13 protein-coding genes and 1 tRNA gene are annotated in these 13,476 nt (G+C 49.3%); 8 read left to right on the plus strand and 6 right to left on the minus strand.

The window, feature by feature from the left end; translation table 11 throughout:
• Nucleotides 1-30: 30 nt before the first annotated feature.
• Both HDR50_RS11895 and HDR50_RS11900 read right to left on the minus strand, forming a co-directional pair.
• Nucleotides 31-822, minus strand: a complete 792-nt coding sequence (locus tag HDR50_RS11895) for a DUF3298 and DUF4163 domain-containing protein (protein WP_291358464.1) — start codon at nt 820-822, stop codon at nt 31-33.
• A gap of 221 nt (nt 823-1,043) precedes the next feature.
• Nucleotides 1,044-2,264 (minus strand): sodium:calcium antiporter, encoded by a 1,221-nt coding sequence (locus HDR50_RS11900; RefSeq protein WP_291358465.1) that lies wholly within the window; start codon nt 2,262-2,264, stop codon nt 1,044-1,046.
• A gap of 308 nt (nt 2,265-2,572) precedes the next feature.
• Between HDR50_RS11900 and HDR50_RS11905 the strand changes: the two genes are divergently transcribed.
• The 3 genes from HDR50_RS11905 (at nt 2,573) to HDR50_RS11915 (ending at nt 7,263) form a co-directional block, all read left to right on the plus strand.
• Nucleotides 2,573-2,657: transfer RNA gene (locus tag HDR50_RS11905), tRNA-Leu, on the plus strand.
• Nucleotides 2,658-3,013: 356 nt separating this feature from the next.
• On the plus strand, nt 3,014-4,600 hold the full coding sequence (locus tag HDR50_RS11910; RefSeq protein WP_291358467.1) for a site-specific integrase: 1,587 nt from the start codon (nt 3,014-3,016) through the stop codon (nt 4,598-4,600).
• Nucleotides 4,601-5,046: 446 nt separating this feature from the next.
• Entirely contained in the window at nt 5,047-7,263 is a 2,217-nt protein-coding gene (locus tag HDR50_RS11915; protein WP_291358469.1) for an AAA family ATPase, read from the plus strand.
• A 506-nt stretch (nt 7,264-7,769) separates the two neighbouring features.
• On the opposite strand, the gene umuD is transcribed toward HDR50_RS11915, so the two are convergent.
• Nucleotides 7,770-8,219, minus strand: coding sequence for a translesion error-prone DNA polymerase V autoproteolytic subunit (umuD, locus tag HDR50_RS11920; RefSeq protein ID WP_291358471.1), 450 nt, complete (start codon nt 8,217-8,219; stop codon nt 7,770-7,772).
• Between the two features lie 97 nt (nt 8,220-8,316).
• Between umuD and HDR50_RS11925 the strand changes: the two genes are divergently transcribed.
• From HDR50_RS11925 to HDR50_RS11945, 5 genes are all read left to right on the plus strand, one after another.
• Entirely contained in the window at nt 8,317-8,844 is a 528-nt protein-coding gene (locus tag HDR50_RS11925; protein ID WP_291358473.1) for a thermonuclease family protein, read from the plus strand.
• A gap of 487 nt (nt 8,845-9,331) precedes the next feature.
• Complete coding sequence (locus HDR50_RS11930; protein WP_291358475.1) at nt 9,332-9,976, plus strand: inovirus-type Gp2 protein; 645 nt, start codon at nt 9,332-9,334, stop codon at nt 9,974-9,976.
• A gap of 113 nt (nt 9,977-10,089) precedes the next feature.
• The gene (locus HDR50_RS11935) at nt 10,090-10,644 is read left to right on the plus strand and encodes a hypothetical protein (protein WP_291358476.1); all 555 of its coding nucleotides are present in this window, start codon (nt 10,090-10,092) and stop codon (nt 10,642-10,644) included.
• Nucleotides 10,645-11,077: 433 nt separating this feature from the next.
• A complete protein-coding gene (locus HDR50_RS11940; RefSeq protein ID WP_291358477.1) occupies nt 11,078-11,488 on the plus strand; it encodes a nucleoside 2-deoxyribosyltransferase in 411 nt (136 codons plus the stop codon).
• A 160-nt stretch (nt 11,489-11,648) separates the two neighbouring features.
• Nucleotides 11,649-12,059 carry a MucR family transcriptional regulator gene (locus HDR50_RS11945; RefSeq protein WP_291358478.1) on the plus strand — a complete coding sequence of 137 codons (411 nt, stop codon included), beginning with the start codon at nt 11,649-11,651 and terminating at the stop codon, nt 12,057-12,059.
• A 182-nt stretch (nt 12,060-12,241) separates the two neighbouring features.
• Here the strand turns inward: HDR50_RS11945 and HDR50_RS11950 are convergent, their stop codons facing one another.
• From HDR50_RS11950 to HDR50_RS11960, 3 genes are read right to left on the minus strand one after another with little or no spacing between them, the layout of a single operon-like run.
• The gene (locus HDR50_RS11950; RefSeq protein WP_291358479.1) at nt 12,242-12,421 is read right to left on the minus strand and encodes a hypothetical protein; all 180 of its coding nucleotides are present in this window, start codon (nt 12,419-12,421) and stop codon (nt 12,242-12,244) included.
• A gap of 11 nt (nt 12,422-12,432) precedes the next feature.
• The gene (locus tag HDR50_RS11955; RefSeq protein WP_291358480.1) at nt 12,433-12,891 is read right to left on the minus strand and encodes a hypothetical protein; all 459 of its coding nucleotides are present in this window, start codon (nt 12,889-12,891) and stop codon (nt 12,433-12,435) included.
• A gap of 18 nt (nt 12,892-12,909) precedes the next feature.
• The gene (locus HDR50_RS11960; RefSeq protein WP_291358482.1) at nt 12,910-13,458 is read right to left on the minus strand and encodes a hypothetical protein; all 549 of its coding nucleotides are present in this window, start codon (nt 13,456-13,458) and stop codon (nt 12,910-12,912) included.
• Nucleotides 13,459-13,476 lie beyond the last annotated feature (18 nt).

Here is a 13,476-nt window from a genome sequence, read left to right on the forward strand (position 1 = left end):
GAAGCCAGCCGGGAGGGACGCCGGGCGCCGTTACTTGCGCTCGCCGGCGCCGCCGTCCTTGGCAGGGGGCGTGGCGGCTGCGTTTTCCGCCTTTGCCGCCGTGGCGGCGTCCGGCCACACGGCGGGTTCTGGCCCGGCAGCGGCCAGCGCCGCGAGCGGCATCTCCACCTGCTGCGGCCCGGCGGACCACGGCCCCACCTGATAGGGCTGGAACTGGATGGTGACGCCCGCGGGCGTGAGCGCGAGCTCGCCGAAGTTGGTGAGCTCCGGCGCGGTGCCCTCGCGGATCATCTCCTCGTCCGACTCCTCGCCGAGGCTCTTGGTGAGGCTTTCCCGCGCATAGGCCGACATGAGCTCGAGTGCCTTTTCCGGGTCCTTGAAGAGGTCGGCGAAGTCCAGGCGCTTGCCGCTGGCAAGGTCATAGTTGCGGCAGGTGATGACGAGGTTGCCGTGCGCGCCGCCAGTGTAGCTGTAGACATTAAAGATGACGCTCACCACCTTGGGCGAGGGGCGCTCAAGGCTGTACATGCCCGTCAGGTCCCACACGCCGTAGCTGCCGGGCTTTTCGCCGTCCGGGGCGATGCTGGCGCGAACCTCCTCTTCGTAGGAGCGCATCACGCCTTCGGCCCAGGCACGAATGTCCGCGTCAACGGCCTCAACCCGGAAGGCCGGATAGTTGAGGCTCACCTTGGGGGTGCCGCCACCGCCGCTCTGGAGATGGACATTCATTACGCCGGGGTAGACGGTCTGCTCCGGGGCGGCGTTTTCCGGCTCGGGAGCCGCTGCCGGGCTTTCTTGGGCGATACTTTCGATGCGGGACACGCTCGCCTCCGGGGAAGCGGCCTGGGTCTCCCGCGCGGCTGCCTTTGCGGCGTCTGCGGCGGCTTCAGCGGGAGCGTTCGGGCGCGCCTCGGCGCCTGCCGCCTCAGCGCGCGGAGCAGTAAAAAGGAGGGCCGCCACAAGAATCACGAAAAGCGCGAGAGGAGAAAAAGCTGTACGCTGCATGCCGTTTCCTCATGCTTGGGGCGAGCCGCGGGCCGGCCTCAGGGCCTGAAACCGCGTCGGAGCGCCCATACGCCGCGCCGGTGCCAGACAAGGATCAGCACGGCGAGCACCAGATAGAGCCCCGCATACACATTGTGCAGGCGCAAGGGGTCGTGCGCCAGCCCCAAAAATGCCTCCAGCTGCGCGTCATAGATGGGCGAGAGCAGCTGGGCCGCGAAAAGCGTCAGCAGGGCGATGGCCTCGCGGACACGCAGGTGCAGATCCGCCAGAAGCGCCACTGCGAACAGGGATTGCCCCGCCGTCAGTAGTATTTCCTGAAACTGGTGGCTGTCAAGGTTTATGGGCGGATAAAATCCGCCGGAGGAGGCGGCGTAGACCCCGGGGATCATGCCCACGAGCAGCGTCCACTGGTTGAGCTTGGAGGAGAGCAGGCTCCCGAGCGCCAGCGCCGCATTGCCGCGAAAGGCGAACATGAGCGCCACGATGAATTCCGGCGCTTCCGAGGCGATGGGCGCGAGCCACTGCACGAGCAAGAATTCATTGACGCCCAGGATCTTGCCGCTGGCGACAAGACTCTCGCTGAAGGGCTCCGCATTGCAGAGGATGACGCAGGCCGCGAACACAAAGAGGCAGATGATGGTGGCAAGGCGCGTCCGGCGCGAGAGCTTGGCCAGCGCTGCAGCGGGGCCTTCGGGCTCTTCGTCGGCGCAGGGGCGGTGCGCCACGATCCAGATATACCATATATAGATGCAGAGCAGGACGACGCCGTCCACCCAGGTGAGCGAGCCCTTGACCGGGATGAAGAGCGCGTAGACCGTCGCCATGCCGAGGAAGAGCACGTCCGTGCGCTTGTCGTCGGGGAGCACCACGCCCTTGTGGTAGCGCGCCGCGAAAATGAGCACGATGGCCGACCAGCCCACGCCGATGAGCAGCCGGTTGGCGCCGGTCATGTTGGCGATGGCATAGTGGGAGTAGGGGCCGGCCGGGTTTTGCCCGGCCATCCACGTGAAATACATGTCCACGGCGTATTCGGGGAGCACCGCGATGAAGGCCACCACGGCCACGGCTATGGCCTGGGGGATGTCGAGCTGCGCAACCTCGCAGGTCCAGGTCAGCAGAAATGACGCGCCGAGAATGGCCACGCCCGCGAGGAGCGCCGTGATGAGCGGCGAGATCTCCGGGTGCAGGACGCGGAGCGCGAGCCCGGGAATGGTCAGCAAGATGGCGAGAAGGAATGGCCTGAGTGCGCGGAGGGACATGCGTTCTCCTGGCGGTATGGGGGACGGGTGCCCCAAAAACAAAAAAGACCCCGGCATGCCTGCCAAGGTCTCACTCATCGGCTATGCCGACGACGGCGCCAGACCGTGAGGTCATGCTGTTGACGCCGTCCGGGCCTCAAGAGCCCAGTTACTCCCCTTGTGCGGCGACTATGCGCGCGAGAGGTGGCCCTGTCAAGGGGCGCGGGCGCGAGGAGGGGGGACGTTTTTGGGGCTCGAGCCGCGCACCCGGGAAAAAGCGCAAAAAATGCTTGCCAAGTTCCTCAAACAGGGCTAAGAACATTCCTCACGCCGAGGTGGTGGAACTGGTAGACACGCTATCTTGAGGGGGTAGTGGCAATTGCTGTGCGGGTTCGAGTCCCGCCCTCGGCACCAGGAGACGATAAGGGATTATGGCTAACTAGCTATAATCCCTTTATTTTTTTATGCGAAAATGGAGGGAAAATTTACCGTTTGACCCCAAAAATCCAAAGTAAGCAGAAATGGGGTCAAACATGGGGTCAAACAATCAGTCGAGTAGAGTAGCTCCGAGACGAAAGATCTCATGTGCAACATACATATATAGAAAACGTGGTATTTTTTACTACCGATTCGCCTTCCCGAGAAATTCAGTCTGGAGCGGACACGCACGGGAGTTGCGGGTTAGCCTTAAAACGGGTTATCTGGGACAGGCGCAGAGGCTTGCGTCGAGGCTCCATGAATTGACCGTGTTTTTTATGGAGAGGTTTGCAATGTGCAATGATGATACTCTGGAAGCCCAAAAAGCGCGTTTGGATAGTCTACGGGCTCAGCTCAGGCAGCTAGTGGACGAGATGCTTGATGAGCCAGGCAAGCGTGCCATCTCCATTGATACAGCCAGGAAGAAATTAAACAGATACTTGAAGCGTAAGCTCGATGAAGATGCAACGATGCCTATGCCGCTGCCTACGTCAACGATTACCTATCTTGATAATCAAACTGAGCATGTCTCGATTGATGCAATATATGACAGGAATGCCTCAGAAATTGTAAAAAAGATAAATACCTTCGACGATTTTGAAGATTGGTATCCACAATCAGTGATAGAAATGATTGCTGAAAAGATATTTAAGAGAGAAGAGATTTCAAAAGAAAATTCGATTCAGCTAGCAAAGTTATTTCAGAAAACATTAGCAATATACGACCAGATCAAGGCTGCAAGAATTAGAGGAGATTATTATTTTGAGCAGCCTTTTTATTCGGCTGTAGAGGATTTAAGCGGCTTAGGAAGTGATAAAAATAAAAGATCTCAAAAGAAGATAGCTGATATTGAGGATATTAAACTAAGTAAATTAATACAGAGATATTGTAATACACAGATAGCGGATGGAGCATGGAAGAAGGATTCATTAAGGGATCATCAAGGACGCTTAGAAAATTTAATTGAAATCATTGGAGATAAGGAGATTACTCAAATTAATCGCGAGGATATGCGCCGATTTCGGGATATATTGGAGAAGCTGCCACCTTCACGGAAAAAAAGTCCGAAATATCGTGATAAAACAATAAACGAAATTCTAGCGATGGACTATGAAAATAGGCTAAGCGTAAAATCAATTAATATTATCGTCCAATCCGTTTCAAGCATGTTTGAATGGGCTATTAGAGAAGGGGTTATGCAATCAAACCCAGCACGTGGCCTTAGTAAACGGGATGCAGAGCCTGATATTGAAAAAAGAGAACCTTTTACAAATGAGGAAATCCAACAAATTTTTTATTCTGGAGATTTTACACCAAATAAATTTAATAATCCAGCGGATTATTGGGTTCCATTGATAGGCTTATATACTGGTATGAGATTGGAAGAAATTTGTCAGCTTCACTGTGAAGATATTTATAAAGATGCGGATGGTATTTGGCTTATCAGCATTTGTGAAGAGAGTAGTGATGGACTTAAGGACAAGAGATTAAAAACAAAAAATGCTAAACGTCAGGTACCTATTCATCAAGAACTAATCCAATTAGGATTGATAAAGTATATGGAAAAAATAAAAGTTAATTCTGTACGTCTATTTCCAACGCTAAGCAGGACTGAAAATACGAATAAATATGGGAAGCATGTTGGTAAATATTTCTCAAATCTTCTTAAGAAAAAAGGTATAAAACAAGGAAAAAGTTTTCATTCTTTAAGGCATACTTTTTCTAACTTCTTTAAGGTTATACATTTACATAATGATATTTTTAGACAGGTTTTTGGGCACACAATTCCGGAACTAGCTGGACACCAATATGGAGCGCGGTTTTCTCCAAAGCAGTGCTATAATGAATTGATTAAATTGCTTAATTATAAAAGGAAATGATATTGCTAACTTTTAATAAACTGAAAAATCAATATATGGTATAATTGACAAATAATGAAATATATTATATTTTACATGTAAATCGCGTAGAGCCTCGTTCACGCGCGGATCTTGGGATCAAATTATTTTTTAAGGTTGACCTTGAGTTATTTTTGGGTTATTTCAGATCTCAAGGTTAGGAACTGCGTATACCTTAGAAGAGGAAAATGATTTCCATGTGTGAAAACTCGTTGAAATAAATAATTTTATTTTCCCGCCTTCGATCCTCCAGGTAATTATATTCTCTTGTCGCGCCTACCCAGCTTGCGTGAGCTGGGTCGGGTTTCTTCTTTTTTGTGTCCTTTATCTTGGACCTTTGTAGGACAGGAAAGTGACACAAAGGGGGCGCACCGATGCGACAGGGTGCGTAGTGGGCCAACGCCTTCCCCAAGCAATGGAGGATCGTCATGGATTTTTGCTTCCCTCACCACAATGGCCATCCTGCGTGGCCATATCTTGCTGAAACGATAGAAGATGCAGCCATCGAGGATCTGTTCTGGCGGAAAATGCAGACGGATTCAGTCTTCTTAAAAGAGGTCATAAAGGGTGTGTGGCCGGATGCGAATGAGTGTCAGGATGGGCTTCTCATTACCCCGGATTTGGCTGTGTCACTTTTCCCTGAAAGCCACGGGGCATATGCCGGAAGGTATCCCTACAACCTTAATTACTTGCGGGGTAATGAGCATGACCCTGAGCATATAGTCAGGGGGCTTCAGGATTCATCTTTAGGTGGATATTATACCGGTCCACTTATTGCTCGGAAGAAGGGATGGTTACTACGTAAGGTAGTGTGGAACCTCATGCAGGAAGACTTCTTGCGTGATCTCAAGTCGAATCTGAAAAGTTCAGACCGGTATCATCTTTACCATAAGGGAGGTTGCTACCAGCAAATACTTATGAATGAAGTGCCCACAGACGAAAATGTGGTGTTTGCAATTAATCGGGCATATCCTACCCGGTATGGTTTTTCTCAGGGGAAGGTATATTGGTATCGAACCGAAGATGGTAGGACTGCTTGCGGAATTGTTCGGTTTATCGACTCTGAGGGCAATCAGTATAAGTTGCCTCTCAGTGCTTGGCAGCAGACGTCCAATATTCGGCGTTCAACCATAGTGTACGACACACTCAATGTTGCAATGCCTTATCCACTTTACAACTTGGATAGGGTTGTTGCCTTTTCAGGTTCGCGTCATGCTGTTATATGTGCAACTGAAGCTTATGCTGACTACATGCATAAAGAGCACGGTTGGTTATCTAATTATATACCTGTAACGGCATATAGCACTTTGGTTGGTACTGACTGGTCAAAAATCAACGGTCGTACACCGATCATTTTTGCAGACGCAACAACATCCGGTTGTTACGAAGCATTTCGACTTCACGCAACTTTGGAGAAGCTTGGTTTTCAGCCGAGGTTCATTAAGCGGCAAAATGGGGCCGGGCTAGGAAGTCTCAAGCTGGATCAGGATTTGATGAACGCGATGGCTTTTGACCACGATGGATGCTCCTTTCAAGAGTTCGTGGCTCACTGCCATAAGGAATTTGGTGCCACTCCCCCTGAAGGAGTACTTCCGAACGCCATTCCCCTTTCTGCCCTTCCTGATTCAGACGTGGCTCAGGAGCCTTTGATGGAAGGGCTCTTGGATACTGGCGACCAGATGATGATCCACGCCTGGCGAGGAGTCGGCAAAAGCCTGTTTGCCATGCTGCTTGGTCTGTGCTTTGCGTCGGGGAAAAGCGCACTCAATGGCCGCGTGTGTCCCTCCCGCAAGTATCGTGTTCTGCTTCTGGACGGAGAAATGCGGTCGCGCGCCTTGAAAAAGAGGGGCTACAGTCTCTGCTCCGGCCATGAGGTCCCCCAGGAATCGATGGATGCCTTGATGGTGCGTTCCCTTCTCAGTGAAAAGAAAGATTTGTCACTTGAGACAGATGAAGGTTTTAAGGCATATCTTCCTGACCTGTTGTGGGCTGAAATCATCATTCTTGATTCCGTCTTCAAGTTTTTTCCCATGTCAATGGGCGCTGATTTTGAACGAGCAGGAAAATTGTTGGAATTGCTTCATTGGTGCAAGGAACATGATAAGACCCTCATTCTCATTGACCACGAAGGTAAAAACCGAGGTGCATCCTTTGGCACAATGGGTAAAGAGATTGCGTTGGACGTTGTCCTTCAGCTGTGCAAGGCCGATTCGGGACGCGTCATAAAAGCAAACGTGAAGAAGTCTCGCAACTATGCGGAGCTCTCGGGTGCCTACCTGGAGATGCAAATCGATGCCAGCGAGAGTGGGAGGATCACATTCCGGCTCCCTAATGAAACTAAGTCAACGGTTCCCTACGGGGTCGAGCCATTAGGGCTCGATAGTGGAGTGGAGCTCCCCGATCCCTCCGCCGCGCATACCTCAAGCCTTGATGAGGCGATCATTGAGTATGTTCGTGAGCATCCTGATACTACGCAGGGAGATATGGCAGCAGCTCTCGAAGCAAAGGGACTTTATGGAAAACGCAGTACCATCCAAGCCCGTATCAAGGTCGTGTCAGAGGCCGGCAAGATCCCCTACTGGCTGAAGCGACCCGATTCCCACAAAGTGGCGAAGCAGCCGGTGTCCGAAGGCGGTCAGAACTAGCGTCCAGTCGTCCATCGCATCCATCCATCTGCCCCCCTCCTTAAGGAGGGGGGCAGATGTTCTCTCTGGACGAATCCCCCGCCATATACTGGAGAGCCCCCAGATACCTTCATACCGGACAGGGGCAGAACAGCCACACTTGGCTCCGGTGTCTGAACGGCCACGCTCCTAGGGAGCCTCACAGCCGCATGACGCCGCGATAAGAAAGCCCCGCAGGAACCACTCCGGCGGGGCGCCGCTCGGCTGGGGAAGTTGCTGACAGCAACACCGAGCACGTGGACATGTAAGTCAAAACTGAGCTGCCGACAAGTCAAACAATGGCACGATGGGTTTCATTTGCCATGCCTATCTTAAAGTGCGGCGTGCGCCTGTGCGTATAAACCGCTGCCGGTCGTAACCCCGAATCCCACCTCCTCTCCCCCCCCGCACAGCGCACACGCACAACGGGTTGAGCCTTGGTGTCTTCACCGTTTCACGGCACGTCCCATGTACCACCAGCGCCACGACTAGAGCCTATGAATGACGTGGCTCACGACTCCCCAGATGTGGACGTGCTCCCTCTCGGTGATGTCGAAGTCCGGGTAATCGGTGTTCGCAGATTTAAGAAAAACGCGGCCATCCTTCCTGTACAGTTTTTTGACCAGCAGTTCGCCATCCAAGGCCGCAATGACGACTCGATTATGGGATGCGTCTAGGGATCGATCAACCACGAGCAGGTCTCCATCATGGATGCCCACGCCCAACATCGAGTCGCCGGAGGCTCTCAGAAAAAAGGTCGCCGCTGGATTGCGGACGAGGAGTTCGTGCAGGTTGATCTGGCTGTCGATATAGTCCTCTGCGGCTGATGGGAAGCCAGCGCTAACCGGTGAGAGATAGAGCGGACTCGTGCGCTGGGTATTGGCATCGTCGCAAGGCCGGCCTACAATTTTCAGGGCTCGTGGTGGGGTAGCGTTCATGAGACCTTATAGCCCACGTCGGGCTGATTGAAAACGCCCCAGCGTGAAAATGGTTGACTTGGGAGCCAATCCCCAACAATCGCAGACGGAGTTGACGTTGAAGACTCGGTTCTTGGCACTTTCTCTCATGCTTGTCTTGGCCTTCAGTGTTACGGCCTTCGCACGCTCAGAATTTTCTGGCAAGGTGGTGCGTGTAGCCGATGGCGATACCATCACGGTTCTTGTGCCGGGAAACCAACAGGAGAAAGTGAGGCTCTACGGCATCGATTGCCCTGAGAAGGGCCAAGCATTTGGCCAGAAGGCGAGGCGTTTTACCGCCGACCGGGTGGCTGGCCGGAACGTGACGGTGAGCGTTCTGGACACCGACAGATACGGACGCGCCGTAGGAGTAGTTAAGACTGAAGACGGCAGGATTCTCAACCAGGAGCTTTTGGCCAACGGCTACGCATGGCTCTACACGCGCTACTGCACGGCATCCTTTTGCAGCGAATGGCAGGCGCAGGAGATGCGAGCCAAGAAAGCGAAGGCTGGACTTTGGGCAGATAGGCGGCAATGGAGCCGTGGAATTGGCGGAAGACAAACAGGGGAAGATGATAATCCCCAAGTTTCCCGCGTGTATAGGTGATTATTACTTTTCCAATATTAATTATTCCATTAAATCATAAATCGCTTTATAAAAATAATCGGAAACACATTCCAACCATAATCAAAAAAATATCTTTCTCCCATCAGGGGGAAAGATATTTTTTTGTCGCAAAAATTTGTCGCAATTAGATAATGTATTTTATGATCATAGCATAAAGCATTATTTGCCATAATTAATAACAATATTCAGGTTTTTGGTAGTATCTAATTTAAAGAATATATAACAAAGGAATAATAAAGAGATAACGAAAATAATAACCAGATTATTAATACACAATATTAAAAGAATAAATAAATATACTTACTTTATGAACTCCCTTATGGGAGTTCATTATATTAATTATTAAAAGAAAATATATGCTTTAATAAAAAGATAATTCATTTAAATAATTAAATAATATATCTTCTATTATGGGAATAGAGTAATATTAATCATTAACAATCAATCAACAATAAGGAGAAAGGCTATGGGTAAATCATCAAAAAAAGATGATATTATATTTGATTCATTCTATCGAGGATATGAGATTAATAACCCTTCCTATTCAAAAGGATGTTTCAAGAAAAGTTTAGATACTTGTATAGGGACAATAGAAGAAAAGACAGAAAAACATAATAAGGTTCTAATAACAAGAATTGACATACGAAAACCTAAAGAAATTGAATTTGATAATGGAGAAAGAAAAATGTCAAGGGTAATTGAAGCATTCAAAAGAGAACAAGAAAGGAAGTTTGAGAATTCACCAAATTGTCTAGATATGACAATCATAAGGTCAACGGAAAGAAAATCAAATGAAGGAAATACGCATGACCACTTGCTTATAGCAGCGAATGGAAACTGTATCCAAAATGCATACCCATTATTCCAATCGCTTGAAAGGCATGCAGATAGGATATTTAAGGTGGATAAAAATAGCCCTGAGAATGGGGGGCTAGTAGAACGTTGTAAAAAGATGGGTAACAAAGGATTGATGATTAATAGAAATAGTTTAGACTTTGAAGAAGCGAAAGCGAACGCTGTCTATGCCGCAAGCTATTTGGCAAAGGTACATCAAAAAGAAAATACTCCCAAAGGAACACACAAGATTACTGTCTCTAAAACTAAGAGGTAAAGTCTATGGGGAGAGGTCATAAGCGCCTCTCCCCTCTCTCCTAGAAAATCAATAACGATGATATAGGTTGCCATTAATTGGCACAAAATGACATTATTCGGAGGTCACTACACATGGACACTTCAAACCAACAAATTCACATTTCTATAGACACAATTGTAAATGATGAATGGAAGGTCAACAAGGTTAATATATCCTTTGGTGAAGATAAAATATCCATTGATACAAATAAGCAGCATCAAGACGCTAATGAAAAAGTAGACGATAGCAAACAAAAAGATGATAAACAGGAACAAAAATCTAAACCTGAACAGAAAGTTGAGGAAAATAATGGACAAAATGGATTCTCTACGGTCATAAGAGAAATGTTTGTTTTTGAGGATGAAACAGAGGAAGGGATAAAACGTGGTGCAATACCGAATCCAGAAGTTTATGGCACGTCCTCATCTGAGCAGTCTACGACAACGTCATCTAAGGATAATCTTCAAGGTGGAGGAGAAAAATCCATATCACCAAACCAAGTTAACCTCATCAAGACCATGGCAACTGAGCGTGGTATGAACCCTGAGCAGGTATCAAATTCTATGTACCAAAAGTCTCTAAACGAACTTAAAGGTCATGAGGCAGATTCAATAATAAAATCCATGAAAAATAAGAGGAGACAGTAAAATTGATAATAAATACGCTTAAGAATAAAGATTTCTTTAGGGGGCTAGAGGAGGCTCTTCCTCCAGTATTTACACGCAAGACTGCGAGCAAGATGACGGGAGGATTGTTCACCCCCCGTACCCTCTCCAATCTGGATTCTGCCGGTAAAGGACCAGCATCGAAGGTGAGAGTGGGCAAGAACATCCTCTATGAGAAGCATGACTTCATCGACTGGCTTCAGACATCTATGCGCCCGATGAAGGAAATCTCTCGACCTTCGCACAAGGCTCCGGTTGAGCAAGGGAAGGCAGCAAGAGCATTCTGGGACTCGCTACCGTCTTAAAGCTTCAGGTCAGTAATGCCTTTTGAAACCTGGAGGATGTTGTGTTACTCTCACTGCTTGGCCGCCACATGTTCTCGTCCCACATACTCCCTGACTCCCCTGGAGGAATGATGCGTGTTTACCAAGCTGGCCCTCTCTTCACAGAAGCGGAAATCCTTTGGCATCGTGCGTTTAGGGATAAACTAGCTGCTGCTGACATTCGTGTCATCTGGCCAGGAGAGTTCTTCTCCCAGCGAGAGGTCGAGGAGATGGGGGCCGATGCTCCTAGGCTGATCATGGAGAAGGACAGGTCTGCCATTGACGCTTGTGATGCTGTTGTCGCACTCCTCGATGGGCCGCAGGTCGATGATGGTACGGCTTGGGAGATCGGGTATGCCTTCGCCAAGGGTATCCCTGTCATTGGTATTCGTACTGACTTTCGCAGGTCAGGCGATACTCCTCATTCCCGTGTAAACGCCATGATCGAGGGGAGCTGTGTAGCTATCGTCTCGGATGTCGATGCTGTTCTTGAAAAACTGTAAGCGATTACCTCTTCAAAGAAGACTGAAAAAGCATGAGACTATCTTCTGATTTGGGCATGTGATTTCCATGCTGTTACCTTTCCAGCGTTATCGTGTCCATGACCGCTTGTGTTGAGATTTTGTTTTCGCTATGAAGAGAAAAAATCACCTGGAGGAACTCATGGACGATTATCTTTCTGAAGCACTCAGCATTGCTCGTGCCCAAGCTGGGGTGCGTGTCATGTCGGAGGATGAGGTCATCAGTTTTGCTGGTAAATTGGCCGCAAATCTGCGTAGTATGGCAGAAGGCTGCACTTGTTCAGATGCTGAGACAGATGAGGTCATGGACCCCAAAAAGTCCATTCGGGAAAAATCCATTACCTGCTTGGTTTGTGGTAAGTCATTTAAGATAATTGGCGCGCGTCACTTGGCAGGCCATGGCCTGACCCCCGAAGAGTATCGGGCCAAGTACGGCTTCAAGAAGGGAACCCCCTTAGTGTGCAAGGGATTGAAGCGCGAGCGTCGGAAAAAAATGAAGGATATGGAGCTCTGGAAGCGTCGCCAGCCTGCTGCGAAGAACGCTGAGGCATAGGCCATTAGACGAGTCCATCTTCTATCAGACAAGTCTTTTACAAAACATCTGTGGGATTAGCGGAATATACAGAAACTTTATAGCAAGATCGTATCGAACCTCAACACGAGATAAAAAATTAAATTAAGAGAGGGGCAGCGCTAAGCTACCCTTCTCTTGATTTAAAAGCTTCCTTGCTGAGTCTATAGGCCAAGCCCTATTTCAACTATACCTCCATACTCATCGACAATAGTAAAATCGCCGTTGATACCCTTAATCGTCTTGCACTTCTTGGATTTTGAGAAATCTTTTTGTTCTATGTTATCATCCGCGTTAACATCAACATATTGATAATTTTCCGTTTTTACATTATTTTTTTCCATGATTTGTCTCCTTAATTTTTGTTGCCGATGTTGGATAAAAGATCGCGTAAGCCCTCAGCACTGGATGAGAATTTCTTTTCTTGGCTGACCCCGGAACGCTGAAATTCCGACATGAGCTGATTCAAGCAATCTTGGCAAAGCACCTTGCTCGTGCCCATGAACTCCACGGCCTTGAGCGGGCAGTCGCTATCGTCGGTTGTCCCGATATAGGTGCGCCCGCAGCACTGGCATTTTCCCGTGGTGATGACAATCTCCTTCATGAGCGACTCAGGTTGCTGCTGTCCCATGTTGAACAGCTTGTCCCCGGCTTGCCTAAGCGTTTGACCGTTATCCTTGGGGAGTCCCTCCCGGATTTTGTTGACGATGCCAAGGAACATGGCCTTGAACCCAGAGGTGACAGAGGCGAAGAGGACGCAGAGTACCAGGATTATGGCCACCGCTGCGCCTAGGGCGGTAAAGAAACCCGACATATTTTCCTCCATAAAGTCTTAGAAGCAGGAGACGGATCTGTAGCCTGCTTCCAGTTCACGAGTGAGTTTTGAGATGGAACTCCCATCATCTTTTAGGACGGGGAGATGCCCCAGATAGTCCTCCTCATTTTTGCAAATATCACGAGCGATCTTTTTCTTGAGCGAGAGCTTGTAGGTGTCACGGACCGCATTGACAACGGCAAGGCGCGTGAAGAGGCCCCTATCCGTTTTAAAGGTGGCAAGGATAGAGCGCGTTTCGTGGACAGTAGTGTTAAACCCACTCTCGAATATCCCGGCCCAGAGGAGGGTGAAGATGCCAATGGCCACGGCTGCCCAGGCTGCCTGCCGTTTGTTCATCTGCTTGTAGTGGAGCAGAAGATAGAGGCTTGAAAGCCCAAGATAGCCGACAAACAGGATATAGCCTACGGCTATGCTCACAATGAGACAGAAGATCGCCACCGTATTTGTCAGCGGCAGCAGCAAGCATGTCATGCCAACACACACGCCCAGGAGAGCGGATACCTGTATCGCCATAAACGCTATGCGTTTGGGTGAAATGGTCGTCATTTTTTCTTGATTCCCTTC

Source organism: Desulfovibrio sp. (assembly GCF_014803725.1).
Lineage (GTDB): Bacteria > Desulfobacterota > Desulfovibrionia > Desulfovibrionales > Desulfovibrionaceae > Desulfovibrio.

Bases quoted from the DNA above. Each gene is read 5' to 3' on its own strand.
- HDR50_RS11945 (WP_291358478.1), top strand. From the start codon at position 11,649: ATGGACGATTATCTTTCTGAAGCACTCAGCATTGCTCGTGCCCAAGCT.
- HDR50_RS11910 (WP_291358467.1), top strand. From the start codon at position 3,014: ATGTGCAATGATGATACTCTGGAAGCCCAAAAAGCGCGTTTGGATAGT.
- HDR50_RS11900 (WP_291358465.1), bottom strand. From the start codon at position 2,264: ATGTCCCTCCGCGCACTCAGGCCATTCCTTCTCGCCATCTTGCTGACC.
- HDR50_RS11955 (WP_291358480.1), bottom strand. From the start codon at position 12,891: ATGTCGGGTTTCTTTACCGCCCTAGGCGCAGCGGTGGCCATAATCCTG.
- HDR50_RS11935 (WP_291358476.1), top strand. From the start codon at position 10,090: ATGGACACTTCAAACCAACAAATTCACATTTCTATAGACACAATTGTA.
- HDR50_RS11950 (WP_291358479.1), bottom strand. From the start codon at position 12,421: ATGGAAAAAAATAATGTAAAAACGGAAAATTATCAATATGTTGATGTT.
- HDR50_RS11960 (WP_291358482.1), bottom strand. From the start codon at position 13,458: ATGACGACCATTTCACCCAAACGCATAGCGTTTATGGCGATACAGGTA.
- HDR50_RS11915 (WP_291358469.1), top strand. From the start codon at position 5,047: ATGGATTTTTGCTTCCCTCACCACAATGGCCATCCTGCGTGGCCATAT.
- HDR50_RS11930 (WP_291358475.1), top strand. From the start codon at position 9,332: ATGGGTAAATCATCAAAAAAAGATGATATTATATTTGATTCATTCTAT.
- HDR50_RS11940 (WP_291358477.1), top strand. From the start codon at position 11,078: ATGCGTGTTTACCAAGCTGGCCCTCTCTTCACAGAAGCGGAAATCCTT.
- umuD (WP_291358471.1), bottom strand. From the start codon at position 8,219: ATGAACGCTACCCCACCACGAGCCCTGAAAATTGTAGGCCGGCCTTGC.